Raw genomic sequence first — 25,792 nt, forward strand, 5'->3', positions numbered from 1 at the left:
CTTCCTCCGTCGAGGGGAACCGCCGCTCTATTTGTAGTCCACCCATATCCCTCCAGCATCGGCAGAGCGCACGCAGTTTTCAACCCAGCGCACCCCTTCAAGACCCGCATCTATGTCCGGGAAAACGAGATTCCGGACGCCTGCGGGAGCAAGTCGGCTATTTCCGCTGATCGCGAGGTCGAAGCGGCGGTAAAGGTTCGCCCAAGCCTCGAACAGGCCCTCCGGATGTCCGCCGCCGATGCGGTCGTCGATCCGTGCTTCCGGATAAAGGTAATCCATGCCGCGTTCGAGGACGCGGACCGGTTCGCCCTGGATCTCGTAGGAGAGCTGGTTCGGCCGCTCGTCCCACCATTCGATGCTCGCCTTCTCGCCGACGATGCGTACCTTTTGTCCGTGCATAGAGCCGGCGTTGACGGCGCTCGACCAGACCGTAGCGATGGCACCGTTGTCGTATTCCATCAGCGTAACGGCATTGTCTTCCAGCGGCGCGCGGCTTTTGACGAAGCTCTGCCGGGTACACATCAGCCGCTTGATCTTCAAATGCGGCAGGATCACTTCCGAGATATAGAGCGGGTGCGTACCGACATCGCCGAGCACATAGCTTGGGCCTGCGAACCTCGGATCGACGCGCCAACGCGTGGAAGGATTCTGCTCCTCAACGGGCGCACTGTGAAAACCATGGGCAAATTGCAGATTGACGATGCGGATCTCGCCGAGATCGCCGTTCTTCACCATGGCCCGTGCCTGCTCGATCATCTGATGACCGGCATAGCCGTAGGTAACGCCGACGATCTTACCGCGCGCCTGCGACAGCGCCTTCAGCTCTTCCGCTTCGGAGACGGTGAAGCAGAGCGGCTTTTCGCAGATGACATGCAGGCCGTGTTCGAGCGCTGCCGTGCAGATCGCAAAATGGGTGTTGTTCGGCGTGGCGATCGACACCGCCTCAATGCCATCCGGCCGTTCAGCCTCTGCAGCGAACATCGCCACGTAGTCCGGATAGCTGCGAGCCGAGTCAAGGCCGAGCTCGACACCGAAAGCGCGCCCACGCTCCGGATCGATATCGAATGCACCGGCTGTGAGTTCGAACGTGCTGTCCCTTAGCGCTGCCGAGCGGTGGATATAGCCGATCTGGCTGCCACGTCCGCCGCCCACCATGCCCCAGCGGATCGGCCTTGTCTTGCTTGCTGACATGTTCAGTCTCCTCTTGTCTTAGAAGCCGACTGACCGGAGGTAGTCGCGACTTTCCTTCACGTCTTGGAGGCTTCCTGCCACCCTCTGCGGATCGCGTTCCTGTTCGACGGTGATGAAACCGTGATAGCCGATCTCCTCAAGCACCTGCTTCACGGCCGGATAATCGATGACACCGCGCCCGATCGGGCACATGACCCCTTCGGCGCAGGCCTCGAAGAAACGGATCTTCTCGCCGAGCACGCGCTCGAACACGGCCCGGTCGATATCCTTGAAGTGCACATAGTCGAGCCGGCCCGCGTAGCGGCGCAGTGTCTTAACCGGATCCATGCCGGCATAATAGGTGTGGCCGGTGTCGAGGCAGAAGCCTGCGATTTCTGCCGGGACATCGCTTGCGATCCGCTCTATCTCATCAGCAAATTCGACGTAGCCGCCGGCATGGGGATGGATGACAGCGCGAACGCCGTATCGGCTCCTGGCAAGTGTGGCGATTGCCTTGATGTTGGCGACCATGCCGGCCCAGGCTTCGTCGGAAAGCCGAGGCGCCCGATCAAAATGACCCGCGGCATAATCCCGTTCGTCATGACCCCAGTCCATGACGGTCAGGTAAGGCGTCTTAAACTGCTGTCCTGCAACTTGAGCGGGCTGCGGTAACCTGGTGATAACAGCGCAGATTTCGTCCGTCTGGCGCAGCAGGTTCTCCCGGTTGGCCGGAGAGACGAGATCGTCGAAAATCGTGCCGGCGACGATGAAAAGGCCGCGCTCGGCAAGCGCCTTTCCCACCTGTTGATGATCGAGCGGTACGTAGCCGTAGGGGCCGAGTTCGAGGCCACCATAGCCGGCGGCGGCCGCCTCATCGAAGACGCGCTCCCAGGCCGGCAGGTTCGGATTATTCACGTCGTCGACCCCCCAGCAGCATGGAGCGGTCGTGATGGTGATGGTCATGGGGTTATTCCTCGCAAAGGGCCGGTCATGTCGTGGTCTTTGCTCAAGTGCCCTTTACCGGCCAATACTTGTCGACATATTTCTGGATCTCGGAGCGCATGAAGCGGCCGGATGCATCGGCCCGGTCTTCCCAGCCGAAAACGCAAGCCGTGACGATGCCGTCAAAGCCGATCTTGGCCAGCGAACCGAAGAAGACATCCCAGTCGATCTCGCCCTGATGCATGTCCATGTGCTGGTGGATCGTCACCTTCGCACCGGGAGGATTGATGATGTAGCGAAGGCCGGACGAGGCCTTGTGGTTATAGGTGTCGGCCACGTGGACGTGGGCGATCATCGGACCGGCCTCTTCGATCATCCTCGCCATGTTGTCGCCGAAGTAGAAAGTATGCGGGGCGCAATAGAGGAACTTGACATTCTTCGAGCCGATGGTCTTCAGCATGTCGAGCGCCGGATGAAGCGTCTCGCACCAGTCTTCCGGATGCGGTTCCATGTTGAGGGTCACGCCGTGCTTTTCGAAGACCGGCACCAGTTCCTCGATCGACCGCCACCAGGCGGCCTCGCTGGATTCGTGCGTATAGTGCCCGCCGCAGCAATTCGACTTGTGGCCGCGATCGGGCGACGGGCCGCGGCCGAACTCCGAGTTCATCGTATCGCAACCCATCTCGACGGCGATCTCGATGGCCTGCTTCCAGTAACCGACCGCGGCCACCCGCTCGTCTTCATGCGGGCTTGCCCAGCGGTACATCGGAAGCAGCGAGGCGAGTTTGACGCCGTGATCTGCAAGCGCCATCTTGAACTGAGCAATCCGCTCCTTGTGGGCGCGCGGGCGCACCCACCAGGGCAAAAAATCATCCCGCGGCGACATCTCGATATAGTCGTAGCCGAGCTCTGCCGCCTTCCGGCAAAGCTCGTTCGGGCCTAGATGGCGATGCATGTGCGGGTCGAGTGCGATTTTCATGATGTCTCCTCCTTCATCCGGCAGCATTCGGGCCAGCGAACGATCTAGCTCGGCTTCGGTATCTCCTCCCGAATTACCGGCGAGATTACGCGTGCTTGCGGACCACGAGCCAATGCTTCCTTGATCAAATTTGATCATTGACCTTGTGCCGCGCAGATGCTGAAGTTCGTCACGGGAGACGGAATAAAACCATGGCAAAGATCACCCTGAGGGATGTGGCGAGAGAAGCCGATGTCGGTACCGCGACGGTCGAGCGGGTGATCAATGGTCGTGGCGGTGTGAGACCTGAAACGGTGGAGAAGGTCTTTCTGGCGGTCAGGAAGCTCAACTATCGGCATGTGATGCCAGAGGCCCATCGCGGCCTTGTCCGGATCGAAGTCATCCTCGTGCGCCCGGAAACGAACTTCTATTCACGTATGAACCAGGCGTTCGAGAGGATCGCCGCCCTGCTTGACCACAGCATCGTCGTTCACCGGACCTTTGCCCGCGAAAACGATCCCGCGGATTTCGCCCATTATATCGCAAAGCCGAAGAACCGGCGGTCCGCGCTGATCGTCGTCGCGCCCGATCATCCGGATGTCGTCACGAGTGTCCGGCAAGCAGCGGCCCTCGGCATACCCGTCATCCAGATCATGACGCGACCGGCGACGGAACTGCCCTATGTCGGGATCGACAATTACGCTGCCGGCCGTACGGCCGCCTATTACATGTCGCGCATGCAGGCGGGCAAGGCAGGTTCCTTCGTCGCTCTCTGCCACAGCGGCGCCTACGAAAACCACAAGGAGCGTATCCGGGGCTTTTCCGAATATCTCGCCGAGCATGCCGATGGGGAACACGCCCTTGTGGAGGTGATGTTCGATTTCGACGACGAACACAACACGATGGAACTGTTGCGCCACGCGCTTCGCAGGCACCCGGACGTCATTGGCGTCTACAGCGCCGGCGGCGACAACGTCGCCGTCGCCTCGGTCCTCAAAAATCAGCAGGCACGCGCGGTGTTTTGGGTTGGGCACGAATTGAGCGATCAGACACGGAGCTATCTGCGTGAAGGCATCATGGCGGTCGTACTCGATCAGGTACCGGAAATTCAGGCCCGCAGATCAATCGATTTGACATTGAAGGCGCTTGGTCTGATTGAGGTCGACGTCAGTAAGGAGCCTGTGCGCTTCTTGACCGTAACCCCCGAAAACGTGTGAGTTCGAATCCCTGACTTAAAACTTGCTTGCGAGTGCGGAAGTCATCGGGCGCGCCTCAAAATATCGCCATGTTATAATCACGATTATTATAATAGGCGCGCAAGAATGCGGTTCGTCGGCAGAGCATCTGCATAGGTTACTCCTCAACCCACCACCCAGCTTAGCCCAAAGCCTGGCTTGCCAACGCGTAAGTCATCGGGCGCCCTTCGGGGATCAGGCTGTCCTCCGGAATCCAGCGCTTTCCGAGCGACATCGTCGTAACTGTATCGAATACGGGCATGCCGCATCGGGACAAAAACGCGGCGAAGGCTCCGTCTTTCTGGCGGGTATCAAGACGGAGGAAATGGCCGGCATGCTCTGAAACATGCGGCCGGATCACCGCAATCGCATCCTGGTCGCCATTGGCGACCACCGGGCCTATAACATGCCCGCGGCCGAAAGGCCTGCAGAGCGAAAATGCGTCAAGCCGATCATTGCGAAACAGGCCAAAACCCTTGGAGTGCTTCAGCAAGCCGGCGAGAACCGGCATGCGGTCCGCACCATATGCCTGGCGATCGAGCTCGGCCAACAAAGCAAGATCGGCAATATCAATGGCGCGCAAATGCGCCCCGTCCGGCGTTGCACCCGGAGGGTCAGGCTCGTGAGCTTCGCCTTGACACTGGTAAACGATCTTCTCAGCCGCAAAGCCAAGGGAAAGATATAGCCGCCGTGCTGCGCGCGTCGCATTGAGACCGAGAGTATAGCCCGCGAGCCGGGCAAAGGCATGCTGCATCAGCCACCGTCCGGTCCCGTTGGCCTGCAGGCGGGGCGATGTAATGACCATTCCGACGGTGGCAAAATTATCGCCATGCGGAAACCACATGGCCGAACCGAGAACGCGGCCGATGTCGTCCAGGGCGACAACGCCCTTACCGACACGCCGCAGAAACTGCCAATCCTCCGCGCGATGCGGCCAGCCGACGGCAATCGACAACGCATGCAGTTGGTCGAGATCCGCCTCCACGATATCGCCAATTTTCATCTGCACGGAATCGACAACCATGGATTCTGACGCCGTTCCTTCCACTTCAAACCTCCCGATTGCATCCGAAACGCAGGCAGTCCGCGCATCCGTGGAACACGCCGGACCCGCTGAAAAGGATATTAGGCGGCAGGCGCCGGTACAATCCGCTCCAGGAGCCTCACCGCCCGCAACAATTCACTGAAACCGAGCCGATTTCGGCACGCAATCCGGTGCGGCGGCTTTAAGCTTCGCAACTAGGCCTTCCATGTATCCCGACGGAGCGCCGGCCATGTTCGCGAGAATCCTATGATGCACGCCGTTGAGATCCTTGAGCGCCTGATCGCCTTTCCCTCCGTCGCCGGACAGGCCAATGATGCGATCGTCGAGTGGATCCGTGCCTACATTGAAGACTGCAATGCCACGGTCACAGTGCTGCCAGGGCCGGAAGGAAACCGTTCGAACCTCTTTGCAACTATCGGCCCGGCAGACGTTCCTGGCTACATACTCTCGGGCCACATGGACGTGGTACCGGCCAACGAACCTGCCTGGTCGTCAGACCCTTTCACCCTTCGCGCGGAGGGAAATCGCCTCTACGGACGCGGCACCTCCGACATGAAGGGCTTTTTAGCGGCCGCGCTCGCCGCCCTGCCCGCGCTTGCAGCGAAGCCGCTTGCTCGCCCCATCCATCTTGCCTTTTCCTATGACGAGGAGGCAGGCTGCCGGGGCGCACCCCACATGATCGCGCGTTTCGCAGAACTCTGCGCCAGGCCAGAAGGCGCGATCATCGGCGAGCCAAGCAAGATGCGCGCCATCCGTGCGCACAAGGGAAAGGCTGCGGCACGCGTCGAAATCCACGGTCGTTCGGGACATTCCTCGCGTCCCGATCAGGGATTGAATGCCGTCCACGCGATGGCGGAAGTGCTGGCGGAAGCTGTCGTACGCGCCAAACGCGCGTCTCAGGGTCCTTTCGATACGGCTTTCGAGCCCGCCTATTCCTCCCTTCAGGCGGGCACAATCAAGGGCGGCCAGGCGGTCAACATCATTCCTGACCTGTGCATCGCCGAGTTCGAAGCCCGGGCGGTTTCCGGTGTTTCCCCGACCGAATTGCTGGCTCCCCTCAAGGCGAGGGCCGAGAGCCTGCGAGCCAAAGGTTTTGAGGTGAATTGGGAGCTCACGAGCGCCTATCCCGGCTTGTCGCTTTCAGCCGATGCGCCGCTCGCGTGCCTACTTGCGGAACTGACAGGCGAGGAGCCGCTCGCCGCTGTGAGCTACGGGACGGAGGCCGGACTTTATCAGGCCGCCGGAATCGACGCCATCATCTGCGGCCCCGGCGACATTGCACGTGCGCACCGGCCCGACGAGTTCATTCTCACCGACGAATTGACGGCCTGCCAATCCATGATCGAGGCGCTGGGCAACAGGCTTTGCCCTTAGTGAGGCAGCAGCCCATGCGAACGATGACCGTGGATACCGAAACGACGGGAAAATGCCGATGACTCTGCTCTTCAATTCCGACGCCGAGCGCGGTCGCATTTTTCGTGATGCTTTCGCCAGGGAGATTCCAGACCTTGCCTTTTCGATGGATCCGGCCGCGGTGGATCCGCAGGCGGTCCGCTATCTGGTAACCTGGACGGCGCCCGCCGACCTTCTTCGATATCGCAATCTTGAGATCGTCTTTTCGATCGGCGCGGGCATCGACCAATTCAGGCTCGACAGCCTACCGGAAAAGATAAGGCTAGTGCGCATGGTCGAGGACGGCATCATCCGCATGATGCAGGAATATGTGACGCTCGCCGTGCTTATGCTTCACCGCAATCTGCCCACCTATCTTGACCAGCAGAAGAGGCAGTCGTGGCGCGGGATTCCGCAGAAGCAGGCCGCAAGCCAAAATGTGGGTGTTCTCGGTCTCGGTATGCTCGGCAGCGCCGTGCTGGAGCGGCTCAAGCCCTTTGGATTTATGCTGTCCGGCTGGAGCCGCAGCCCCCGCGAGATCGACGGCGCGACCTGTTACAGTGGCCAGCAGGGACTGAATCCCTTTCTGGAGAAGGTCGATACCCTGATCTGCCTGCTGCCGCTGACGGCGGAAACGCACGGCTTGCTGAATGCGGATTTGTTCAACGAACTGCCTTCCGGCGCAAGCCTCGTCCACACGGGCCGCGGCCCGCAGCTCGATCATCAAGCGTTGATCGAAGCGCTGGATAGTGGCCAACTCTCCGGTGCCGTCATCGATGTGACCGATCCCGAACCGCTACCGCCCGCCCATGCCTTCTGGTCACATCCGAAGATCATCCTGACGCCGCATATCGCAAGCGTCACCCAAGCCGAAACAGCCGCATGCGCGGTCATAGACAACATCAAGCGCGACCGCGCCGGTCTCGATCCGGTCGGTTTGGTCGATCGTACACGCGGCTACTGACATTCAACGACGAAAGGTCCTCCATGTCTCTGCTCAAAACTATCGACACCAATCCCTCGACCGCCCCTCGGGAATCAAAACCGCTTCCGGAACGCCTCATTGCCGGGGATCCCGCCTTCAAGACCTGGGCGCAGGATGTGGCGCGCGGAGAGATGATCCATACCGGGGTCTGGGAAGCGACGCCGGGCGAGACCCGCTCGATCAAGGGCGAAACCTTCGAATTCTGCCATATCCTTGCCGGCGTTGTGGAGATCACCCCCGATGGCGGTGAGCCTGCCGTCTACAAGGCCGGCGACAGCTTCGTCATGAAGCCTGGCTTCACTGGCATGTGGAAGACCATCGAAACTGTCCGCAAGATCTACGTGACTGTGATTGGCCCCAGTGCATTATTCGGACACGGATTCACGGTAGCGGAGTACCAATCACGGGCGAGCGGTCAATTGGAGCGGCATGAGGCCATTAGCGTCGAGTTCAATGCTGTCTGACCAGACATAATCTCCAGTGAGGTTGATCCGGTCCCAACCCAAAGGATCATGCTCGATCATATAGCCGAGCAGATCGGGGTCGATGCAGAAGTGATAGCTGGTTTCGCGCGACGCACACCATCTATGCCTTCGAGAGACCCAAGCGCTACGGTAGCCTGGCACCGCTGTTCGGACACAGGCTCAACCGCGATTTGATCGTCAATCACTGGCCCGATATTCAGCGCGATGCGCGACAGGACCGTCACGCCATCGCTGATCCTTAAAAAGCTCTCCGCATACCGGCAACAGAATAGCCTTGCCGCCGCACTGCGCGAGGTTGGTCGCATCGAACGCACGCTATTTACATTGAGATGGTTCCAGGACCCTGCGCTCCGCCAGCTTGTCACCGGCGAACTCAACAAAGGGGAAGCCCGCAACAGCCTGGCGCGCGCGGTTTGCGGCACAGGCTCGCGCGCTCAACGCCGTAGGGTGCAAGCGACTATTCGAAGAGGCTGCCAGTGGGGGCCGATGGGATCGGCCCAGGCTCCAGGAAATGATCGGCCAGCTCCGCGACGGCGATGTCGTCGTCGTCTGGAAGCTCGACCGGCTGTCGCGCAGCCTGAAGGATCTCCTGCACCTCATGGAGAAGATCGAGGCGGCGGGCGCTGGGTTCCGCTCGCTCACCGAGGCGATCGACACCACCACGCCCGCTGGCCGCATGATGATGCAGATGGTCGGCAGCTTCGCCGAATTCGAGCGTGCCATGATCCGCGAGCGGACAAGTGCAGGGCTGGCTCAGGCCCGGCTGGAAGGTCGCGTTGGTGGGCGACGGCGCAAGCTCGATGACAAAAAGCGGCGTGAGATCGCCGAGTCCGTCATTTCGGGCCGCAAGTCTGGCGCCGAAATGGCAAGGCTATATGACGTGAGCGAGCAAACCGTCTCAAGAATCGTTGCCGAATTTCGCCAGCAGGAGGCACATGAAGCACTGGAATGACTTGGCTTGAATGACCGCACGGGGTGGTTTTCTGCCGTCTGTCTCGTCGATCGGAACGAGCAGGTGGTGCCCAATGCCGCCTTTTGATGCAACGTGCTTGCCAATTCCCGCACGCTTTACGATAGCCTCCATCACCTTCTCCGCAGGGGACATAATACATCTTTGTAGTGTGGCCGCTCATCGAAACCCGTCATGCAATATAGATACGTCATGATATGCTCGCGAGCAGTGCCGTCTCGACGCTCGTCTAACGCTCACCATCAGGAGGAAATGCCATGAACAGACGGGACACACTGTTGGCGTCAGGTGCTGTAGCAGCCGCGCTCCTCGGCGGGGCATTGCTGGCGCCTGTGGTCTACTCCCAAGAGATATCCGCGAAAGATGCGCGAGCCATCGCCAAAGAAGCCTACATTTATGGCTTCCCGCTCGTGGACAGCTATCGCATCCAGTACTCTTACTTCGTCGATCGGAACGATGCCGAGTACAAGGCCCCCTGGAACGCCCTCGTCAACAATGCCCGCGTCTACACGCCGGACGACAAAGCGATCCAGACCCCCAATTCCGATACGCCCTACTCTTATGTCGGGGCTGACCTTCGCGCCGAACCGCTCGTGTTCACGGTACCTGAGATCGAGCAGGGCCGCTACTACTCCCTGCAATTCATCGACATGTACACGTTCAACTTCGCCTATGTCGGGAGCCGCGCAACGGGCAACGGCGCTGGAAGCTACCTGCTTGCAGGACCGGGCTGGCAGGGCGAGAAGCCGGAAGGTATCAAGGATGTTATCCGGTCGGAGACCGAATTTGCCTTTATCCTTTACCGAACACAGCTGTTCGGCCCGGATGACATCGACAACGTCAAGAAAGTTCAGGCAGGCTACAAGGTCCAGCCGCTCTCGTCGTTTCTCGGCCAACCGGCTCCCGCGCCAGCCCCGACTGCAGACTTCGTCAAGCCGCTGAGCGCGGAAGACGAAAAGACATCGCTGGAGTTTTTCAATGAACTCAATTTTATTCTTCAGTTCTGCCCGGTGCACCCGTCAGAGACCGAAACGATGGCGCGCTTCGCCAAGCTTGGTATCGGGGCCGGCAAGAAATTTGATGCCGCCAACCTGCCTGCCGACATTCGGGAGGCGATCACGGCGGGCATGGTCGACGCGTGGGCCGCGTTCAAGGAGTACAAGGAAACGCAGCTTGACACCGGAAAGCGGACCAGTGCGGACAGTTTCGGGACGCGCGAGTACCTGAACGGGAGCTACATCGATCGAATGTCGGGGGCGGTTCTTGGCATCTATGGCAACTCTAAAGACGAGGCCATTTACCCCGTCTATTTCATCGACAACGACAAGAACCCGCCGAACGGTGCCAATCGTTACCGGATAAACTTCAAGCCCGGCCAGTTGCCTCCCGTCCACGCCTTCTGGTCGTTGACGCTGTACGAGCTGCCCTCAAGCCTGCTCTCCGCCAATCCGATCAACCGCTATCTCATCAACTCGCCGATGCTGCCCGATCTGAGAAAGGACAGCGACGGCGGGCTGACTCTCCACGTCCAGCACGAGTCGCCCGGAGCCGACGAGGAAGCAAACTGGCTTCCGGCGCCGGCCGGCCCGTTTTTCATGGCGATGCGTCTTTACTGGCCGAAGCAGGACGCATTGGACGGAAAATGGAAAGCGCCGCCGCTCGAAAGGGTAAACTGAACTGAAGGGAGGGTTCCCATGAACATCAGACATCCCGCGTTCGCCGCAGTGGTCGGACTCGCCGCAATGGTAGGGTGGCCGGCGGCAGCGATTGCTGCAGAGGCTGTCACTGTGGACAATTTTATTCGGGCCGAGAGCGACCTCTACTTCAGCAACATCGTCAAGGACGGAGGTTTTGGCAAATTCAATCATCGTCGTGAACCTGCCACGATCGACAGCCAGACGGTCATACGTCTCAACCGCGACACGCTCTACTCCGCCGCCGTGTTCGATCTCGACGCCGGGCCGGTGACGATTACTCTTCCGGATGCAGGCGAACGGTTCATGTCCCTGCTGGCCATCAACGAAGATCACTATGTGTCAGCGGTAGCATATGACGGCGAAAGCACCTTCGCGAAGGACGAAGTTGGCACGCGGTATCTGGTGATCGCTATCCGAACATTCGTCGATCCCGCTGACCCCGAGGACGTCAAGCAGGTCCATGAGTTGCAGGATGCCATCAAGATCGACCAGCCTGGAGGGCCGGGCGAGTTCGCGGTTCCGGAGTGGGACCCGGCTAGCCAGAAGAAAGTCAGGGATGCGCTTCTCGTTCTCGCGACGACCATGCCCGACTTCAACAATGCGTTCGGCTCCAAGGAGGAGGTGGACCCCGTTCGGCATCTGGTAAGCAGCGCTGCGGCCTGGGGCGGAAATCCCGACAAGGACGCCACTTATCTCAACATCACGCCGGCGAAGAACGATGGCGAGACAGTCTACAAGCTGAATGTGAAGGACGTTCCGGTCGACGGCTTCTGGTCGATCAGCCTCTACAACGCCGAAGGTTACTTTGAGAAGAATCCTTACGATGCCTATTCGCTCAACAATGTCACGGCCGAGAAAAGCAGTGATGGTTCGATCGATGTCCAGTTCGGCGGCTGCGACGGCAAAATTCCGAATTGCTTGCCCATCATGAAGGGATGGAACTATACGGTCCGGCTTTATCGTCCACGCGCCACGATTCTCGACGGAAGTTGGGCTTTCCCGGAGCCCCAACCTTCGACTTGAAGGTGCAGGTATCTACATCAGGTAAACATGGTCGCGGGACGTTGCCCAGGTCCGCCTTGGTCTAGGGACGTAGGACTTCGTCGAACGAAGGTCCTTGAAGGGTCGACTCCGGCTGTAGCGCGAATGTCGGCTTTGAAGCAGCGCCCGGAATGTCCGGAATTTGGGGCCATTACTCGTTCACTTGCCGGGCTGGTACGGCAAAGAACACCCGATGCGGCTGTAGGAGGTTGTTCAGCCTCCGAATTCGCCTCGCTCGGCCTAGTCGGCTCGACTGCGCCATTTCTAGACATTTGAGGCGGCGGACTTCAACAGCGGCTTACGAGGGGTTATCCGCCTTTCGCTTCATGCCGGCCTTTCGCGCCTATTTTTTCGGGAACAGGAAGGTGACGGCGGTACGGAAACCGAAACCCTCCGCCCCTCCCTCGGGACTCTCGGCCCAATAGCGGACGCCGGCCTGCAAGCTGACCGGCTGTTGGCCGAACTTGACGAGTTTGCTGATTGTGAAATTCACCGGCACGGACCAGGATTCACTTTTCCAGTCATAGGTGGACTCCGTGTTGAGCGCGAAGGTCCAGGCGTCGGGCGTCGTGTAGGAGATGAACGGTTGCAGGCAGGTGGCGCTGACGTCGATGCGATTGTCGTCGCCTGCGAAGGACCAGATGTGATTGGCCAGCATGCCGTAGGTCCAGGGGCCTGACTGCTTCAACGCCACGCCGGTCGGGCCGGCGCCCCATTTCTCGCCGCCGAGCAGCGGGTCGGTGCCGGTGGGCAGCAGGAATACCGGCCCGACGCCCCAGATGATGCCGCCGGGGCCGGGCGCCTTGGGTGAGAAGAACAGGCTCTGCACGGTGTCGCCGAGACCGAACTGATCGCCGGACGGCCCGGCGATATCCTCCTGCCAGATAACCGGCACGATCGTGCGCGAGATCAGGTTCCAGTCCTCGTTGAGCGATATCGGGATCACCGGCTGGATGTTCAGCGTCACCCTGTCGCCGTCGGTCGGCCCGAAGCCGCTGTCGTAGTTGAACTGGAACGGCACGCTGATCAGCGAAGCGATCGGGTTCGACAATTGCTTCGCAAGATCGGCGTCCTGGGCGGAAGCCGCGCTCCCGGACGCGAATGCGGACACCACCAGGGCGGACCAGTGATCTCATCTCAGAACCCTCCTCGACCCCCCAGTCGCTTCCTTGTGGCGTGCCCGGGCGACCATCGACAATCCGTCATTCAACCTTCCCGAAGTCGCCGGGGCTTCCACTGTGGTCGAAGAATTTGCCAGCGCGCATTTGCGCCCGCTGGCATTAGGCATGCTATTGAACCGCCTCGATCTTCGGCGGCTGCCAGGAACCGTCGAGAATGGCTTCCTTGCCCCAGTAGGCGCGGATGTACAGCGAGAATGTTCCGCCCGGCGCCGGCAGCCAGTTCGCCTCCTTGTCTGCTCCTGGCGATTTAGCGCCGGCATAGAGGGTCAGCGAACCATCGGCGTTGCGCTGAAGGTTCTTGTTCTTGGTGCCGAGCGAGTAGCGCCTGAGGTCGTTTGCGTGGAAGAGATGCTTGTCGTTGTAGAGAGTCAATGACCAGAAGCCGTTGACCGGCGGTTCCTGTCCCGCCGCGAACGTGACCGCATAGCTGCCACTACCAGTGAGTTGGTCACCCGTGCCGTCGTGATCGGTGTAGAAATATTGAGTTTCGTTCGGCCGGTTGTCGAACATGTTCGACTTCGCCGTGCCGGTGCGATTGTAGTAGTCGATGCCCCATTGCGCGTTATTGGTCGAGCGGTTCCAGCCGTTGCCGGCGGGTCGTCCGTTGTACTTCCACTGGAAGAAGGGAAGGATGACCTTCTCTTCAGTCTCGACGGCCGTGTCGACCAGCAGCTTTTTCAGCTCGGGATCCTTTGCCGAGACATCAAGCAGCAGGCGGAATTGTTGATATAGAGCTTCCTCACCCGGCAAAGGATCGAGCATGGCCAGCACCTCGCCGAACTGATCAAAGAATTTTTCCGGCTCCACCCACTTCGTTTCTCCGCCGCCGCTGCTACCATCCGGCGGCGGAGCCGGGAGGTCCGGCACATTGACCCACTCGATCGTCTTCATCTCGCCAGTGAAATCCTTGAGCGGGTAGAAGACGATCTGGTTAATCGCGGCCTGGATCGCCTGCTTGTCCTCCGGCGTATCGTCCTGGAAAATGCGCGGGATCGCGTTGGCCAGCACCGTCGGGCAACGCACGATATCGGTGATGCCGGCGGGCTTCAGACCATTCCATCTCGGACCCACCAGCAGATAGAAACCGGGCTTTGTTCCGTAGGGTTTGCCGATATGACCGAATTGATCGGTACGCTGATCATACAAGGCATAGACCCAGAAGCGGTCGCCGAAGTCCGGCACCTGCGCGACCACAGGCTCCTCGTCGAGCGAGAAGAACCCTAAACCATAGACCACGTCCTGATTGGGGCAGGTGACGAAAGTTTCCTCAGGCACTATGTAGTCGTGCAGCATCCCAATCTGGCCGCGCGGCGCGCTCGGCAGAATGCCGCCGACAAGTCCCGGCCGCGGGGCCTGCGTGGTCCTGGCGTTGCGGTTGATCATGTTGACCATGGGCCAGCCCCAGATATAGGCCGTCTGCGCGATGGCGCGGGCATAACCGGGTTGCATCTCGATACCTGTTGCCGGCTGGGTTACCTCAGTCTGTGCAGCCATGCCCTGCGCATTCGTCGTCGCTGCCGCCGCAACCACTGCCGCAGACGATAGGGCAGCAGGGACGGCTGCTCTGCCTCCAACCGTGGCAAGGGCGGCGGCGGCACCGAGCCCGCTCTTGAGTGCATCGCGCCGGGTGACTTTCAGATTACTGCTCGTATCGGGATTCATTGCATCATCCTCCGGGATCGGGGCCTCAGGCCATGAATAAGGGCGCCCCCACGAGCGCGCCCGGGTTGTCACTTCACCTTGACGACATCGTCGGGTCTCCACGTCTGGTCGAAGAATTCGACGCCTGTTCCATAGAGTCGGACCGTGACGAGGAAGTTTCGGTCGGGAACCGTCTGAATCCAGTTCGTGTCGGCAGCGTCGCCTGGCTTCTCGGGACCGAACCACAGGTCGACCGAGCCGTCCGCGTTGGTAGCAACATCGTTCATGCCGTTGATCGAGGGCATGAGTTGCGGCGCAGCGACCATCGAACCATCGGTGATGTTGTATGCCGTCACCGCCCAGAACAGGGCAGCCGGCGGGTTCGGCGGCAGGTGCAGTCTATAGGCTTTGCCTCCCTCGAGGAAATCGCCGTCGGCGTCTCGCAATGTAGTGGGATATTTCGACCCCGCGCCGAGCGTCCGCATCACCATCGCCGGCGCCGAGGAATAGGCGACTTGGAAATAGGTGGCGCGCTGATTCACGTCGAGATAGCTGTCCTGAAGCCATTCCGATGTCGCGCTGCCCCAGGCATTGAAGTACTGCCGATCCGGATAGTAGCGGTCGCGGCCGTCGGACCGCCAGTCCTGCCGCAGCGCCATGATCATCTTTGGCGCAGTTTCGACAGCCTTCTGCAACAGTTCCTTTTGCTTGTCCGTCGGCTCGAAGGGCTGACCCTTGACAATGCCGATCGAGGCAAGCACCCCGCGAACCTCGGGAGCGATGGCGGCGACCGGCTCGTAGTCGACAAGCTCCTTGAGCTTGGTCCAGTAGCTCATGTCGACCGGATACATCATGTTGACGTCCTGCCCCGAGCCGTTCGGGAACTCCATCGGCTTGACCTCCTTCTCCGAGGTCCAGAGCGGGTAGACGCGGGTCTGTTCGGCCGCCGCCACCGCTGGCGCAGGGTCCGGCCCCTTGTCGCCCTTAGGCATGATGGTGCGGAAGAACAGGAAGACGTTGTAGGTCGGCGAGGTGAACGTGTAATAGCCCTGCGGAACTTGCCCGTCATAGTCCGGCGGCAAAAGGAGGTAGAGGCCGCCGCGGGCACGGTCCGGCCCGATTGCGCCGACATCGGTGATCGTGCGCTGGAAGAAGTCGGTGAACATGCCGATCAGGTTCGGCGGCGCGGCGACGACAAGCGGACCCGTCTCCTTCAAATCGAGGTAGCTCATCGAATAGATCACGTCGGCGTTCGGCGTCGGCACCCAGGCGCGGCTGTCCATCCTTTCTTTCCAGATCGGCAGCACGTTGTAGCCCGCTCCGAACTTCGCCTCCGAGCCGTCGCGCATGCCGATGACGTTCAGGGCCGGCAGCGTACGAAAATAGGCGTCGATGGCGCGCTGGTAGTAAAGCTCGTCGCGCAGCTTTGCCGCCTCCGCCTGGTCCAGCCATTTGCCGCCGTTGATCTGCTCCATCAACGGCGTCATTGGTGGCTCTGTCTCTTGGGCCAAGACCGTGGAAGCTGACAGCGCTGACGTTATCGCTGCCGTCAGAAAAATTACCTTCGAGTTCATATGCGCCTCCTATTGCCGATCAATCACTCAAACCATCGTACCCATCGTCAATTCGCCACCTTCCGGCTTCGATACCATCCGCAACCCTTTGGAGAAGTTCGCCAATATTTGGGGCAATGGCCGTGCGCCCGGGCCAGTCGTAAAGAAACCATAGGACCTGGCCGAAACGTTCCGAAGGCTCCGGGCTGATATCGATGCAATAGTGATCACCCCGCGGGCTGCCGAAGAGAGGAAGCCAACTCGGCGACCATGCTGCCTGCCGGCGAGGCCCGCCCTTGGCCCTTGCGGCCAGATGCAGTTCGCCAGGAGCGCCGTAGCGGAGGCAAAGATCCTCCCAGGCCACAGCCACAAGATCGAGGGGTAGCCATCGCTGATTCAGGTAAAGCGCGGGAGCTCCCTCTGGCTGGCCGTCATGGGCAGCGTAGAGAAGCCGAATGTCAGAAGGCAGTGCGTTGCCCAGCTTGGTCTCGATCCGTTGAAGTGTGGAGGCCTCTGCCCCTGGCCGGACGAACGGCAGACGGTCCGGGTGGTTGCGCGCAACCCACGCTTCGATGCGTCTTAGCAACCAGACCAAGTCAACGGCAGCCGACATGGGCACCTCCTTCGTCAAAGTGAAGCGGCATTGATACTTTCGGACAAGAAGTTGTGTACGAGGTTAGGCTTGCCACCGCCGGTCTCAAGACCATATCCGTGCCAAAACTTGACTGAGCGTGCCAAAGCGATGTGAAACCTCGTGAGGAAGGAGGTGGGAGACCTATGGACCCTTCGACTATTCCAAGCACCCACTTTGTGACCCAGCAATTCGATGCATGGCGAGAGAGCATCGCCGTGGTTTTTGACGTGGAGCGTCTTTCCCACGATGCCGACGCGACTTTCGACGCGAGGGTCGAGGCCTTTCAACTTGGTGACATGGTTGTCACCAACGCTGATCTTGGCGGCCAACGGTATGTCAGATCCCCGGCGCGGCTGCGCCAGGATGGCATGGACCATTTTGTCCTCAACCTTTATCGGACAGGCGGCTGGAGAGCCCAGACGCCACGAGGCGAGTTCAAGGGTGCGGCCGGCCAGGTTTCCGTACTTGATCTCTCCTGTGAATTGATCAGTGATGAACCCGATTGCAGTCTCGTAGCGCTGTTCCTGCCGAGATCACTGCTTGAGGATCGACTCCCGAACCTCGGCGCTCTTCACGGCAGTGCTCCATCTGGTCCCCACGCCGTGCTGCTGGCGGAATACATCGATATCCTCGCACGGCGGCTGCCCAGCTTGCCGGCGGGCGACGAACAGGCGCTGAGCCGAGCCACATGCGAAATGCTGACGGCTTGCCTTGCCCCCTCACTTGCCAATGTCGAGGCGGCGCGTCCGGGTCTCGAACTGGTCCTGCAGCGTCGGGCGAAGCGCTATGTCGAGGCACACCTCGATTCCGCCGACTTGAACATCGACGCGATCTGCAATGCCGTGGGTGTGTCCCGCAGAACGCTATACCGATTGTTCGACCGGGAGGGCGGTGTGCTGCGCTATGTCCAGAGCAGACGGCTTGAGCGCGTAAGGGCGGCCTTGGCCGACCCGTGCGAAACCCGACGCATCTCGGATGTTGCTGCCGAGTTCGGATTTCTGCGCGGCGATCATTTTGCCCGCGCGTTCAAGCACCTGTACGGGCGATCAGCGCGAGACGTCCGCAATCTGACACACCGGGCTGCGGAAGTCCCCTCCGAAACTTCGCCCGCCAGGCTTGGCGGATCCGACGGATTCGACGACTGGATTCGCGCGCTCCCCGGATAGTGCGAAGAGATTCGGCGCAACACTGCGGTCGCTCTGGCGACAGCTTTTTGTCCGAACTGCATGATCCATGAGCGATGAATGGGGCATTTATCCTGAAGCGAGTATTGCTAACTGTACGCTGGCCTGACCCGTCTCGCGCGCAAATCTGGACGGCTGCGATGGGGCGCAGTCGAGCCGTTCACTGCAACTAGCGTCGATGACAGCGTCGGGTCAGAACTTCCGGTTCAGGCTGTGCGGCGGAAAGGCAGAGAGGGGTCGAACCTTGCTGATCAGGCAGCGGCGAAACGGCTACCGTGAATCTGTGTCCCGATAATGCACAGGGGCCGTGATGTGATGCCGACGCTGCCCGGCGTGGGTCGGGCGGCATCATCCGCCGAAGATTCAACCGGCAACCGCTGATAAACAGGATTTTCCTCCGTCCTGTCCGCCACAGTCGACGCATGCTGCCGGAGCCTGAACGCTAACCTTGCGCAAACGCCCAGCAAGGACATTTCATGACCCTCAGCTTCGATCCAGATTCACTTTCTCTGCCGAAAGGTCACTTCATCGGTGGGAGGCTGGTCGTGGCAAGAGGCGAGCTGCCGACGCACCGCCCCTCGGATGCGAAGGCATATTGGGATTGTCCGGTTGCCTCTGCGGATATCGTCGACCAAGCGGTCGACACGGCGCAAAAAGCCTTGAAGGAGAGCGGCTGGGCGTCGCTACGTCCGCGCGAACGGACCAAAGCGATGCAGCGCTGGGCCGATCTCATCGAGCAGGAGGCCGTGCGTCTCGCGAAGATGGAAGCCGTTGGTTCCACTCGCCCCGTTGGGCATTTGATTGCCGGCGATATTGCAGCGACTGCCGAACAGATCCGCTTCTTCGCCGAATTTGCTGACAAGGAAGGCAGCGACCTCGTCCCAACCGCTGACGACAGCCTCGGCATGATCATGACCGAGGCTTATGGCGTCGTCGGTGCGATCACGCCTTGGAATTTTCCCTTGTCCATGGCCGGCTGGAAGCTCGCTCCGGCGCTCGCCGCCGGCAATGCGGTCGTCTTGAAACCCTCCGAAATCACGCCGTTCTCAACACTTTATCTCGCCGAGCTTGCCGTGCGTGCCGGTCTGCCTGCGGGCCTGATTAACATAGTCCTCGGCGATGGCTTGACCACCGGCAACGCGATGACCGGCCATCCGGGCATTGCCAAGGTGAGCTTTACCGGCTCGACGGCTGCCGGCTCGGCCATCATGACCAATATTGCTAGAACCGGCGTAAAGCCGATGACCCTCGAACTTGGCGGCAAGAGCCCGCAGCTCGTTTTTGCCGACGCCGATCTCGATCTGGCGGCGGGCGCGATCGCGACCAGCCTTCTTGGCAATGCCGGACAGGCCTGTGTGGCCGGATCGCGGCTGATCGTGGAGGCCAAGGTGGCGGACGTGCTGGTGGACGCCATCATCGCCAGGCTGGCCGCCATCCGCCCCGGTCCCACCTGGGATGAGGCTACAGACTACCCGCCGATCATTTCCGAGCGGCAGATCGGCCGCATGGACAGCATCGTCCGCGCCACCGTCGACGATGGTGCAGAGTGCCTGGCTGGTGGGAAGCGCCTGGATTGCGAAGGCTACTTTTACGCCCCGACGCTGATCTCCGGCGTGACGGCGACGTCACCGGCCGTTCTGGAGGAGATCTTCGGGCCGGTGCTGACCATTCAGACCTTCGAGGATGAGGAGGAAGCGCTGACCCTCGCAGACCACCCGACCTATGGTCTTGCGGCTGGACTTTTCACCCGTGACCTTTCGCGTGCCATCCGTCTCACACGGCGCCTGCAGGCCGGCACCGTCTGGGTCAATCGCTACGGCCGCTCGCGCGACCACATCCTGCCGACCGGCGGCTACAAGCAATCCGGCATCGGTAAGGATCTTGGACGCGAAGCCTATCTCGCCAACCGCAAGAGCAAGAGCGTGCTCATCAGCCTTTGAGGACCGACCATGAAGATCTATAAGATTGCCCTTCTGCCTGGAGACGGTATTGGCCGAGATGTCACCGATGCAGCCTGGGCGGTACTGGAAAAGGCGTCCAACGCCGCTGGGTTTGCCTTGTCGGGCACCAGCTATCCGTGGTCCTGCGACTATTACCTCCAGCATGGCAGCATGATGCCGGCCGACGGCATCGAGACGCTGAAACCCTTCGATGCCATCCTGCTCGGCGCTGTCGGCTGGCCGGCAAAAGTACCGGACTCCGTCTCGCTGCACGGACTTCTTCTGCCCATCCGCAAAGCTTTTGTACAGTATGCAAATATCCGTCCGCATCGGCTGCTACCCGGGGTTCAGGGGCCGCTGAAATCGGACCACTTCGATATTCTCTGCATCCGCGAAAACACCGAGGGCGAATACTCCGGCGCCGGCGGCCGCGTGCATCAAGGCACGGACAACGAAGTGGCCGTCGAGACCACGATTTTCACCCGCAAGGGGGTGGAGCGCATCTTGCGCTTCGGCTTTGAGCAGGCGCGCGCCCGGCGCGGCAAGCTCGCTTCTGTGACGAAGTCAAACGCACAGAAACATTCCATGGTGTTCTGGGACGAGATCACCCGAAAGCTTGCCGGCGAGTTTCCAGATGTCGAGGTGACGAGTTATCACATCGACGCCATGGCCGCCCGCATGGTCATGGCGCCGGAAAGCCTCGATGTAGTGGTCGCTTCCAATCTGTTCGGCGATATCTTGACCGATCTTGGCGCCGCCATCCAGGGCGGGCTCGGCTTTGCGGCCTCCGCCAACGTCAATCCCGACCGCACCGCGCCGTCGATGTTCGAACCCGTCCATGGCTCGGCGCCTGATATCGCCCATCTCGGCATCGCCAATCCGATCGCCGCCATATGGTCGGGAGCGATGATGTTCGAACATCTGGGGGAAACGGCAGCGGCCAGGAATGTGATGGCTGCGATCGAGACGACGACAGCGCGCGGCATCGGCGCAATTCCCGGCAAGGACAAGACAGACACAATCACCAAAGCCGTGCTTTCGGCGCTGGACTGACGGAAAAGAGGATAAGATGAACGAGTTGAAGGACACCAGCCTGTTTCGCGAACACGGGCTCATCAACGGCGAATGGCGCGGTGCAGCCGCGGGACGCATAATCGAGGTCATTGACCCCGCGACGCAGGAGGTGTTGGGAACAGTGCCGGACATGGACGGCGGCGACACCCGCGCTGCGATCGAGGCGGCAGAGACTGCCTTTCCATCGTGGCGCAAGAAGACCCATGCCGAACGTGCCGCACTGCTGGAGGCCTGGCACGACCTGATGATCGATAACCTCGAAGATCTTGCGTTGATCCTCACCAGCGAGCAGGGCAAGCCGCTTGCAGAAGCACGGGGCGAAATCCGCTACGGTGCCTCGTTCGTCAAGTGGTTCTCCGAAGAAGCTCGCCGCATCGGCGGCACCACCATTCCCTCGCCAACGGCCGATCGGCGGATCGTTGTCCTGAAGGAGCCGGTCGGTGTTTCGGCGATCATCACGCCTTGGAATTTTCCCAATGCGATGATCACCCGCAAGGTCGGGCCGGCGCTTGCCGCCGGATGCACGGTCGTCATCAAGCCATCCGATCTGACGCCCTACTCGGCGCTTGCGCTCGGCGTTCTGGCGGAGCGCGCCGGCATCCCGAAAGGCGTCATCAACATCGTCACCGGCATGCCGACCGAGATCGGCAACGAGTTGATGGCAAACCAGACCGTTCGCAAGATCTCCTTTACCGGTTCTACCCGTGTCGGCTCGCTTTTGATGCGTGGCGCATCAGACAGCATCAAACGGCTGAGCCTCGAACTCGGCGGCAACGCGCCGTTCATCGTCTTCGACGATGCCGATCTCGACCTCGCCGTCGAGGGTGCGATCGCCTCGAAATTCCGCAACGGCGGCCAGACCTGCGTCTGCGCCAACCGCATCCTGATTCAGTCGGGCGTGTATGACGCCTTCGCTGAAAAGCTGGCAGCCCGCGTTTCCGCCATGAAAGTGGGGCGCGGAACTGATTCCGGCGCCGATATCGGCCCGATGATCAACAAAGCGGCAATCGAGAAGATCAATCGCCATGTGGCAGACGCCCTCGCAAAAGGAGCGCGGATCATCTCGACCCCGCCCGCCCTGCCGGACGGCGACCAGTATACGGCGCCGATCGTCCTCGGCGCCGCGACGACGGATATGCAGCTTGCCAGCGAGGAGACTTTCGGTCCCGTGGCTCCCCTCTTCCGTTTCGATAAAGAAGAGGAGGCGATCCGGATCGCCAATGCCACGCCCTTCGGGCTAGCCGCCTATTTCTATACCGAAAGCCTGAAGCGTTCCTGGCGCGTCGGCGAGGCGCTTGAATTCGGTATGATCGGCCTGAATACCGGAGCCATTTCGACGGAAGTCGCTCCCTTCGGGGGCGTCAAGCAATCCGGCCTCGGCCGCGAAGGCGCCCAATGTGGCATCGAGGAATATTTGGAAATGAAGAGCTTCCACATCGGCGGACTTGGCTGACCCGGCCGTCGCTTGACGGCATCCTCATACGGCGAGGTCCCACGGGTTGACGATGATGGCACCAGTGTCTTCGAAGTCCGTGATATTCCGCGTGACAACGATGAGATCGTGAACGATCGCGGTCGCGGCGATCAAACCGGCGATATCGCCGCGCGGACGGATTGCGGCTATGCGACCCCATTCGACCGCAATTTGGTCTGATACGGGTAGAAGCGCTCAGCATGATCGTGACGCAATTTGCGGAGCTACTCCGCAAGATGGCCAGCCGACTTCGGGTCGTTCTTCTGCTTGAGGGCTATGCCCCGCATGATTTCGCCTAGCGTGAACACGCTCAAATGGACCGCCAGAGGATCGACCGATCGCAGCCATGATACCGGCCTGAGGCGTGCCACGGCGTGCCTCTGAGATGACATTCGTATCCAGGAGATACATCAGAAGGCGACGTCTCGGCTTGGTGTCCTAGAGCGCTCAGTCACTGCCTCTAAGAAGTCATCATCCCAAGCAGGTCCCGACAACAGATCGTCCACCAGAGTCGGTCGACCAGCGCGCAAAGCGTCGTAGTCGCGGGCCGACAGCACGACAGCCGTGCGTTGGCCACGTACGGTGACCACCTGCGGCCCCTCGACCCGAGCTTTCTGAACGACTCTCGAGAATTGGTTCTTAGCGTCCTGTAACTGCCATTCCATGATTCTGATCCAAGCTAGACTGTCGAGCTATATGGCGTGTCTGGTTGCCGGGATCAATCTCGATATCGGCGCTGCGCCCACGCGCTTCGCCGGCGCCGTCCCCTCAGTCGGTCACGTGGTCGTAGGGCGACGTCTCGGCCTTGCGGCGCGCAAACCAATGTTTGCTCAACGAGTTGTCAGCAGTTTGTAAGCGGCCCGGATGGATCACTTGCTCGCTATTGAAACCGGTCGAGTGTCTTGTAGTACAAGCCCACCAACGGCAGGAACCATGGCTTGCCGAAGTGCCCGGGAACAGCCGGCCAGACGAGCCCATTGAGAGGGTTGCGGTCGGCCTTGCCCAGGATGGCATCGGCCATGATCATACCGAGATGCGTAGACAATTGCGCGCCGTGTCCGGAATAGCCCATGGCGTACCAGACACCGTTGACGTAACCGGCACGCGGATAGCGATCCTTGGTCATATCGACGAGCCCGCCCCAGCAATAGTCGATCTCGACGCCGGAAAGTTGCGGGAAAATCTGAAGCAGGCTCGCCCGAAGGATCTCTCCGCTCTTTGCATCCGAACGCTGGTCGGATGTTGCGGAAAACCGGGCGCGGCCACCGAAGATCAGCCGGTTGTCAGGCGCCAGCCGGAAATAGTTGCCGATGTTCATCGACGTGACGCAGGTCCGGTTTCCAGGAATCGTCGCTGCAATTTCGGCATCGGTCAGAGGGCGCGTGGCGATAATGAAGCTTCCGACAGAAACAATCCGGCGGCGGAAATAGCCGAAGATCGGAGGCGTATAAGCACCTGTCGCGACGAGCACGTGATCGGCCGTAATCGTCCCCCGAGCCGTCGTCAGGCTGTGCCGCCCGTTGCCTTGGCGATGATCGGTCACCGCTGCCTTCTCGAAAATGGTTGCGCCATGACGGGCAGCGGCGGTGGCGAGCCCCACGACATAGCGCCCCATATGCATCATCGCGCTCTTCTTCGACAGCATGGCGCCGTGGAAAGGCGAGCCGACCTCAACCTTGAGGTCAGCCGCAGTCAGAAGTGCCGTGTCCGGATCAACCTCGGCGTGGACGGCCTCGAAATTGCGGGCGATCGCATCGAAGTGCTGCGGCTTGGACGCGAGCTTGAGCTTTCCGGCGCGGCGGAAATTGCAATCGATCCCCTCCTCCGCGATAATCGCCTCGATAGTATCGATCGAGTGATCGAGCGCCCGGTAGAGGGCGATGGCCCGCTCCTTGCCGAGTTCGGCCTTGGCGGCAATGAAGCTGTGGGCAAGGCCGTTGTTGAGATGACCGCCGTTGCGGCCCGAAGCACCCCAGCCCACGCGTTCCGCCTCCAGCACCACGACCCGAACGCCAGCCTTTGCAAGATGGCGCGCGGCGGCAAGGCCGGTGAAGCCGCCGCCGACAATGGCAACGTCATAATGCCCCTCGACAGGGCCTTGTGCAGCGCCTTTGAAGATAGGGGCCGTGTCGTGCCAATAGGATTGGAACTTCATCGCCATGTCTTTCTCAAAGCCCGACGACGCCCGGCAAACCCGAGATATCGGCAATTTCAACATAGCCGTAATAGGGGTTCGCCGGTTCATGGCCACGATTGACCCAGACCTTGTTCTTAATTCCGAGGTCGTGGGCAGACATCAGATCGTATCGGAAGGAGGACGAGCAGTGCAGCACATCCTCTGGACCGCAGCCCAGCATATCGAACATATATTCGAAAGCCTTGAAACGCGGCTTGTAGGCATTTGCCTGCTGCGCGGTATAGACCGCATGGAAGGGTGCGCCGAGCTTTTCGACATTCGACATGATTTGCGAATTCATCGCGTTGGAGAGGATGACCAGCGGGATTTCCTTCGCAACCCTTGCAAGACCCGCCGGTACGTCCGGATGCGGTCCCCATGACGGTACGCGTTCGTAGACTATCCTCGCGTCTTCGTCGCGGAAGGCCACACCGTTCTTCTTGCAGGTCCGCTCGATGGCATTGTGAACCACCTCGTTGTAAGGCTTCCAGTCCCCCAGAACTTCATCGAGGCGGTAGGCAGCGAAGTTCTTGATGAATTGCGCCATCTGCGCATCATCGAGTTGGCTGCCATAAAGATCGCGCGCAGCCTCGGCCATCTGGAAATTGGTGAGCGTCCCGTAGCAGTCGAAGGTGATGTATTTCGGGCGGAAGTGAGCCATGAGAGGATCCTGTAAGTTTTCCTAAAGCGATTTCGTCTCTTCACATCATAAGTCGAGGTCAGGCCGCCCGGTCGACTGAAATCGGAACCGGCAAAGCAGATTGTTTCGTATCCGGCATGCACTTTGGCAGAGAGTTGTGCGGCGACAGTGACTTCTCCCCACCGTGAAGGACGGGGCTTCCGGTCTTGATCACGCCGCATTCGCGCGGGGACTGCTACCGTCTTCTTCCTGCTTCCGACCCGCAACCGGGTTCGATTCACAGGCCATCTCCGGATGTCCTCCGGTTCGGGCCTTGCGGCCCAGGTAAAGGATGTTCAGCGCCGCATTGTGGTCGGCGCAGGCGGCGTGGCCGCA

The 25,792-nt window shown here is 60.5% G+C and carries 21 protein-coding genes and 3 pseudogenes; 12 read left to right on the plus strand and 12 right to left on the minus strand.

The features are described from left to right. Positions 1-27 precede the first annotated feature (27 nt). Genes BN1800_RS33005 through BN1800_RS33015 form a run of 3 tightly spaced genes read right to left on the minus strand, consistent with a single transcriptional unit; the run spans position 28 to position 3,091 of the window. Positions 28-1,191, minus strand: a complete 1,164-nt coding sequence (locus tag BN1800_RS33005) for a Gfo/Idh/MocA family protein (RefSeq protein WP_087003949.1) — start codon at positions 1,189-1,191, stop codon at positions 28-30. 18 nt (positions 1,192-1,209) lie between these two features. Continuing rightward, on the minus strand, positions 1,210-2,133 hold the full coding sequence (locus tag BN1800_RS33010; RefSeq protein ID WP_087003953.1) for a TIM barrel protein: 924 nt from the start codon (positions 2,131-2,133) through the stop codon (positions 1,210-1,212). 43 nt (positions 2,134-2,176) lie between these two features. Further along, the gene (locus BN1800_RS33015) at positions 2,177-3,091 is read right to left on the minus strand and encodes a sugar phosphate isomerase/epimerase family protein (protein WP_087004016.1); all 915 of its coding nucleotides are present in this window, start codon (positions 3,089-3,091) and stop codon (positions 2,177-2,179) included. Positions 3,092-3,282: 191 nt separating this feature from the next. Here BN1800_RS33015 and BN1800_RS33020 point away from each other — a divergent pair, with 191 nt between their 5' ends. After that, a complete protein-coding gene (locus tag BN1800_RS33020) occupies positions 3,283-4,287 on the plus strand; it encodes a LacI family DNA-binding transcriptional regulator (protein WP_087003956.1) in 1,005 nt (334 codons plus the stop codon). 160 nt (positions 4,288-4,447) lie between these two features. Here BN1800_RS33020 and BN1800_RS33025 read toward each other — a convergent pair whose 3' ends face one another. Then, the gene (locus BN1800_RS33025; RefSeq protein WP_087003959.1) at positions 4,448-5,329 is read right to left on the minus strand and encodes a GNAT family N-acetyltransferase; all 882 of its coding nucleotides are present in this window, start codon (positions 5,327-5,329) and stop codon (positions 4,448-4,450) included. 270 nt (positions 5,330-5,599) lie between these two features. Between BN1800_RS33025 and argE the strand changes: the two genes are divergently transcribed. From argE to BN1800_RS33060, 7 genes and pseudogenes are all read left to right on the plus strand, one after another. After that, positions 5,600-6,724 (plus strand): acetylornithine deacetylase, encoded by a 1,125-nt coding sequence (argE, locus tag BN1800_RS33030; protein ID WP_087004019.1) that lies wholly within the window; start codon positions 5,600-5,602, stop codon positions 6,722-6,724. Positions 6,725-6,782: 58 nt separating this feature from the next. After that, positions 6,783-7,706: a 2-hydroxyacid dehydrogenase gene (locus BN1800_RS33035; RefSeq protein WP_087003962.1), complete on the plus strand. Its 924-nt coding sequence runs from the start codon at positions 6,783-6,785 to the stop codon at positions 7,704-7,706. Positions 7,707-7,729: 23 nt separating this feature from the next. Further along, a pseudogene (locus BN1800_RS33040) lies at positions 7,730-8,080 on the plus strand (cupin domain-containing protein); the annotation flags it as partial. 345 nt (positions 8,081-8,425) lie between these two features. Further along, positions 8,426-8,626, plus strand: a pseudogene (locus tag BN1800_RS33045) (Tn3 family transposase); the annotation flags it as partial. Next, positions 8,571-9,164: a recombinase family protein gene (locus BN1800_RS33050; RefSeq protein WP_087003969.1), complete on the plus strand. Its 594-nt coding sequence runs from the start codon at positions 8,571-8,573 to the stop codon at positions 9,162-9,164. The pseudogene BN1800_RS33045 and the gene BN1800_RS33050, both read left to right, overlap by 56 nt. 275 nt (positions 9,165-9,439) lie before the next feature. Continuing rightward, positions 9,440-10,858, plus strand: a complete 1,419-nt coding sequence (locus tag BN1800_RS33055; RefSeq protein ID WP_087003972.1) for a DUF1254 domain-containing protein — start codon at positions 9,440-9,442, stop codon at positions 10,856-10,858. Positions 10,859-10,924: 66 nt separating this feature from the next. Next, entirely contained in the window at positions 10,925-11,902 is a 978-nt protein-coding gene (locus BN1800_RS33060) for a DUF1254 domain-containing protein (protein ID WP_087004022.1), read from the plus strand. Between the two features lie 361 nt (positions 11,903-12,263). On the opposite strand, the gene BN1800_RS33065 is transcribed toward BN1800_RS33060, so the two are convergent. The 4 genes from BN1800_RS33065 to BN1800_RS33080 all read right to left on the minus strand — a co-directional run bounded on the left by BN1800_RS33065 (position 12,264) and on the right by BN1800_RS33080 (position 16,908). Beyond that, positions 12,264-13,037 carry a hypothetical protein gene (locus BN1800_RS33065; protein WP_087003975.1) on the minus strand — a complete coding sequence of 258 codons (774 nt, stop codon included), beginning with the start codon at positions 13,035-13,037 and terminating at the stop codon, positions 12,264-12,266. 172 nt (positions 13,038-13,209) lie between these two features. Next, entirely contained in the window at positions 13,210-14,763 is a 1,554-nt protein-coding gene (locus BN1800_RS33070; RefSeq protein ID WP_087003978.1) for a DUF1254 domain-containing protein, read from the minus strand. 68 nt (positions 14,764-14,831) lie between these two features. Next, positions 14,832-16,316, minus strand: a complete 1,485-nt coding sequence (locus BN1800_RS33075; RefSeq protein ID WP_087003982.1) for a DUF1254 domain-containing protein — start codon at positions 16,314-16,316, stop codon at positions 14,832-14,834. A 19-nt stretch (positions 16,317-16,335) separates the two neighbouring features. After that, positions 16,336-16,908, minus strand: coding sequence for an SMI1/KNR4 family protein (locus BN1800_RS33080; RefSeq protein ID WP_087003985.1), 573 nt, complete (start codon positions 16,906-16,908; stop codon positions 16,336-16,338). A 164-nt stretch (positions 16,909-17,072) separates the two neighbouring features. On the opposite strand from BN1800_RS33080, the gene BN1800_RS33085 reads away from it, so the two are divergent. From BN1800_RS33085 to BN1800_RS33100, 4 genes are all read left to right on the plus strand, one after another. Beyond that, complete coding sequence (locus BN1800_RS33085) at positions 17,073-18,095, plus strand: helix-turn-helix domain-containing protein (RefSeq protein WP_087003988.1); 1,023 nt, start codon at positions 17,073-17,075, stop codon at positions 18,093-18,095. Positions 18,096-18,589: 494 nt separating this feature from the next. Then, positions 18,590-20,053 (plus strand): aldehyde dehydrogenase family protein, encoded by a 1,464-nt coding sequence (locus tag BN1800_RS33090; RefSeq protein ID WP_087003991.1) that lies wholly within the window; start codon positions 18,590-18,592, stop codon positions 20,051-20,053. A 9-nt stretch (positions 20,054-20,062) separates the two neighbouring features. Next, positions 20,063-21,106 carry a tartrate dehydrogenase gene (locus BN1800_RS33095; protein ID WP_087003994.1) on the plus strand — a complete coding sequence of 348 codons (1,044 nt, stop codon included), beginning with the start codon at positions 20,063-20,065 and terminating at the stop codon, positions 21,104-21,106. Between the two features lie 16 nt (positions 21,107-21,122). Then, positions 21,123-22,580 (plus strand): NAD-dependent succinate-semialdehyde dehydrogenase, encoded by a 1,458-nt coding sequence (locus tag BN1800_RS33100; protein WP_087003996.1) that lies wholly within the window; start codon positions 21,123-21,125, stop codon positions 22,578-22,580. 24 nt (positions 22,581-22,604) lie between these two features. Here the strand turns inward: BN1800_RS33100 and BN1800_RS33105 are convergent. The 4 genes and pseudogenes from BN1800_RS33105 to BN1800_RS33125 all read right to left on the minus strand — a co-directional run bounded on the left by BN1800_RS33105 (position 22,605) and on the right by BN1800_RS33125 (position 25,438). Beyond that, positions 22,605-23,012, minus strand: a pseudogene (locus BN1800_RS33105) (PIN domain-containing protein). Further along, positions 23,012-23,266: a type II toxin-antitoxin system Phd/YefM family antitoxin gene (locus BN1800_RS33110; protein WP_087003999.1), complete on the minus strand. Its 255-nt coding sequence runs from the start codon at positions 23,264-23,266 to the stop codon at positions 23,012-23,014. Before BN1800_RS33110 ends, BN1800_RS33105 begins: the two are co-directional and overlap by 1 nt. Before the next feature lie 215 nt (positions 23,267-23,481). Then, positions 23,482-24,756, minus strand: coding sequence for an NAD(P)/FAD-dependent oxidoreductase (locus BN1800_RS33120; RefSeq protein WP_087004025.1), 1,275 nt, complete (start codon positions 24,754-24,756; stop codon positions 23,482-23,484). A 13-nt stretch (positions 24,757-24,769) separates the two neighbouring features. Continuing rightward, entirely contained in the window at positions 24,770-25,438 is a 669-nt protein-coding gene (locus BN1800_RS33125; protein ID WP_087004004.1) for a haloacid dehalogenase type II, read from the minus strand. Positions 25,439-25,792 lie beyond the last annotated feature (354 nt).

The organism is Rhizobium sullae, assembly GCF_900169785.1.
Classification (GTDB): Bacteria; Pseudomonadota; Alphaproteobacteria; order Rhizobiales; family Rhizobiaceae; genus Rhizobium; species Rhizobium sullae.

Excerpts from the sequence above, each read along its gene's own strand:
- BN1800_RS33095 (WP_087003994.1), top strand. The coding sequence starts at position 20,063 with ATGAAGATCTATAAGATTGCCCTTCTGCCTGGAGACGGTATTGGCCGA.
- BN1800_RS33075 (WP_087003982.1), bottom strand. The coding sequence starts at position 16,316 with ATGAACTCGAAGGTAATTTTTCTGACGGCAGCGATAACGTCAGCGCTG.
- argE (WP_087004019.1), top strand. The coding sequence starts at position 5,600 with ATGCACGCCGTTGAGATCCTTGAGCGCCTGATCGCCTTTCCCTCCGTC.
- BN1800_RS33060 (WP_087004022.1), top strand. The coding sequence starts at position 10,925 with ATGGTAGGGTGGCCGGCGGCAGCGATTGCTGCAGAGGCTGTCACTGTG.
- BN1800_RS33120 (WP_087004025.1), bottom strand. The coding sequence starts at position 24,756 with ATGAAGTTCCAATCCTATTGGCACGACACGGCCCCTATCTTCAAAGGC.
- BN1800_RS33100 (WP_087003996.1), top strand. The coding sequence starts at position 21,123 with ATGAACGAGTTGAAGGACACCAGCCTGTTTCGCGAACACGGGCTCATC.
- BN1800_RS33020 (WP_087003956.1), top strand. The coding sequence starts at position 3,283 with ATGGCAAAGATCACCCTGAGGGATGTGGCGAGAGAAGCCGATGTCGGT.
- BN1800_RS33010 (WP_087003953.1), bottom strand. The coding sequence starts at position 2,133 with ATGACCATCACCATCACGACCGCTCCATGCTGCTGGGGGGTCGACGAC.
- BN1800_RS33055 (WP_087003972.1), top strand. The coding sequence starts at position 9,440 with ATGAACAGACGGGACACACTGTTGGCGTCAGGTGCTGTAGCAGCCGCG.
- BN1800_RS33090 (WP_087003991.1), top strand. The coding sequence starts at position 18,590 with ATGACCCTCAGCTTCGATCCAGATTCACTTTCTCTGCCGAAAGGTCAC.
- BN1800_RS33080 (WP_087003985.1), bottom strand. The coding sequence starts at position 16,908 with ATGTCGGCTGCCGTTGACTTGGTCTGGTTGCTAAGACGCATCGAAGCG.
- BN1800_RS33035 (WP_087003962.1), top strand. The coding sequence starts at position 6,783 with ATGACTCTGCTCTTCAATTCCGACGCCGAGCGCGGTCGCATTTTTCGT.
- BN1800_RS33025 (WP_087003959.1), bottom strand. The coding sequence starts at position 5,329 with ATGGTTGTCGATTCCGTGCAGATGAAAATTGGCGATATCGTGGAGGCG.
- BN1800_RS33125 (WP_087004004.1), bottom strand. The coding sequence starts at position 25,438 with ATGGCTCACTTCCGCCCGAAATACATCACCTTCGACTGCTACGGGACG.
- BN1800_RS33110 (WP_087003999.1), bottom strand. The coding sequence starts at position 23,266 with ATGGAATGGCAGTTACAGGACGCTAAGAACCAATTCTCGAGAGTCGTT.
- BN1800_RS33005 (WP_087003949.1), bottom strand. The coding sequence starts at position 1,191 with ATGTCAGCAAGCAAGACAAGGCCGATCCGCTGGGGCATGGTGGGCGGC.
- BN1800_RS33015 (WP_087004016.1), bottom strand. The coding sequence starts at position 3,091 with ATGAAAATCGCACTCGACCCGCACATGCATCGCCATCTAGGCCCGAAC.
- BN1800_RS33085 (WP_087003988.1), top strand. The coding sequence starts at position 17,073 with ATGGACCCTTCGACTATTCCAAGCACCCACTTTGTGACCCAGCAATTC.
- BN1800_RS33070 (WP_087003978.1), bottom strand. The coding sequence starts at position 14,763 with ATGAATCCCGATACGAGCAGTAATCTGAAAGTCACCCGGCGCGATGCA.